This window comes from Streptomyces sp. MnatMP-M17 (genome assembly GCF_900091995.1).
Classification (GTDB): Bacteria; Actinomycetota; Actinomycetes; order Streptomycetales; family Streptomycetaceae; genus Streptomyces.
In genome coordinates this window covers 1-2,232 of the sequence record NZ_FMDK01001026.1, presented here as the reverse complement: position 1 = coordinate 2,232, position 2,232 = coordinate 1, and the positions used below count along the sequence as shown (strand labels likewise).

The following is a 2,232-nucleotide window of genomic DNA, read 5'->3' as shown; positions in this document are numbered from 1 at the left end:
CGTGCTGCGGCCCGCCACCGCCACCGCCTCCCCCGGGCGGCCGGCGCCGGCGCCGCGCGCCGAGACCGTACGGGCCATGCGCCGGGCCGTCGCGTTCATGGACGGGACCGTCTCCTACAGAGGTGGCTACGTCTGGAACTATCTGCCCGACCTCTCCGTCACCTGGGGCGAGATGGAGGCCAAGCGCACCATGTGCTGGGTCCAGCCGCCCGGCACGCCGTCCGTCGGGCACAGCATGCTCGACGCGTACCACGCCACCGGCGAGGAGGTCTGCTACCGGGCGGCCGAGCGCACCGGTCTCGCGCTCGTCGCGGCCCAGCTTCCCGTCGGCGGCTGGAACTACATCCATGACTTCGCCGGTGAGGAGTCCCTGCGCGACTGGTACGCGACGATCGGCGCCAACGGCTGGCGTCTTGAGGAGTTCCAGCACTACTACGGCAACGCCACCTTCGACGACGCGGGCACCTCGTCCGCCGCCCAGTTCATCCTGCGACTGTACGCGGAGCGCCGCGATCCGCGCTTCAAGCGCTCGCTCGACCGCGTCATCGGCTTTCTGCTCGCCTCGCAGTTCAAGGGCGGAGCCGCCGACGGCGGCTGGCCGCAGCGCTTCCCGGCGTTCCCGGGCTCGGTCAGCCGTACGCCCTGGCCCGAGAAGCGTCCGCCGTGGCTGCCGGCCGGCGTACGGCACGGCATGGAGGACGGCGAGTACACCCAGCACGTCACCTTCAACGACGACGTCCTCGGCGAGAACATCAAGTTCCTGCTGATGTGCGTGTCGACGCTCGGGCGCCGCGATCTGATCGGTCCCGTCGTCCGGGCGATGGAGTGTCTGCGCCGGATGCAGCAGCCGGGACCGCAGGCGGGCTGGGGCCTCCAGCATCTCTCCCGCGCCAAGGGCGGCCGGCCCGCCGGAGCGCCGGCGGGAGCCCGCTCGTACGAACCGCGCGCCCTCGCCACCCACACCACCCAGACCAATGTCCAGCAGCTCTTCCACTACTTCCGGCTGACCGGCGACCGCGCGTATCTGCGCCGGGTGCCCGAGGCCCTCGACTGGCTGGAGAGCTGTCGGCTGACGAGCGCTCAGGTAGCCGAGAACCCGCTGCTGACGGGCCGTACGCATCCGACCTTTGTCGAACTCGGCACGAACCGGGCACGGTTCGTCCATCGCTTCGGCTCCAACATCCGCAACGGCGCGTACTACAACGACTACGACCACAGGGACACGCTCAGCCACTACTCGGCGGGCCGCTCCGTCGACCTGGCCGGTCTGCGCGCGACGTACGAGGAGCTGGCCGCGCTGACTCCGGCCCAGGTCGCCGAGCTGCGCGCCCGGTCTCCGCTGTCGCCCGCCGACGCGCACGGCGGGCGCATCCCGCTGCCGCGCTACTTCTCGCCGCGCGATCTGCAACTGTCCGATCTGCTGCGGGACGCGCCTCTGCCTCTGCCGGTGGTGACGGACACGGAGGCGGCGGCGCTCGTGGCCGGGCTCGGGACGCGGGACCACTGGCTGACGCCCATGGACGCGGTCACCAATCCGTACGGAGGGCCGGGCTCGACCGAGCCGTACGACGGCAGGGCGTATATGAGCAAGCATGTCGGCGATACGCGCGACACCTCGCCGTACGGCCCCAAGGACCCGCCGCTGGAGCCGCCGTACCGGCCCGCCGAGCCGCCGCTGTGCATCAGCTCGGCCGCGTATGTGGCGAACATGGCCAAGCTGATCGGGTATGTGGCGGAGCCCGGACGCTGATGTGACGGCTTCTGCGCTGTCTCCGCCCGGCTACGCCGGGTCGTCGGCCAGTTCGGCGACTCCGGTGATCCGGTGCAGCGGGTACGTACGGACCTCGTCCGCGGTGTGGTCGTACGCCGTCACATAACCGCCCTCCACCCGCACCGGAGCGATGACGCGCTGGCTGGCCGCGCCGTCCGCGTTGACGTAGCCGATCCAGACCGCCGAGCCCGTCATGGCGGCGGCCTGGACGGTCGCGAGGGTCTCGGCCGAGGTCGTACGGGGCAGTTCGCCGTTCCCGGCGGCGGACGCGGCTGCGGCGGCGACCGCCGCGGCCGAGAGAGGCGCGGACGGCTCCGGCACCTGGACCGGCTTGCGGACGACCGTGGCCGCCAGGTCTCCGGCCTTGATCGCCCGTACGGCCGCGCCGAGCAGCGTCGCGTCCGGCACCGGCGGCCCGTCCGGGACCGGCGCGGGCGCGGCCCTGGGCGGAGGGCGGTGGG

2 protein-coding genes are annotated in these 2,232 nt (G+C 72.4%); one reads left to right on the top strand and one right to left on the bottom strand.

Translation table 11 applies throughout. The features are described 5' to 3' along the window. The coding region (locus tag GA0115259_RS35370; RefSeq protein WP_218104254.1) for a pectate lyase at window positions 1-1,750 on the top strand (1,750 nt) is incomplete at its 5' end. 30 nt (window positions 1,751-1,780) lie between these two features. Here GA0115259_RS35370 and GA0115259_RS35365 read toward each other — a convergent pair. Further along, the coding region (locus tag GA0115259_RS35365; RefSeq protein WP_141716829.1) for a WYL domain-containing protein at window positions 1,781-2,232 on the bottom strand (452 nt) is incomplete at its 5' end.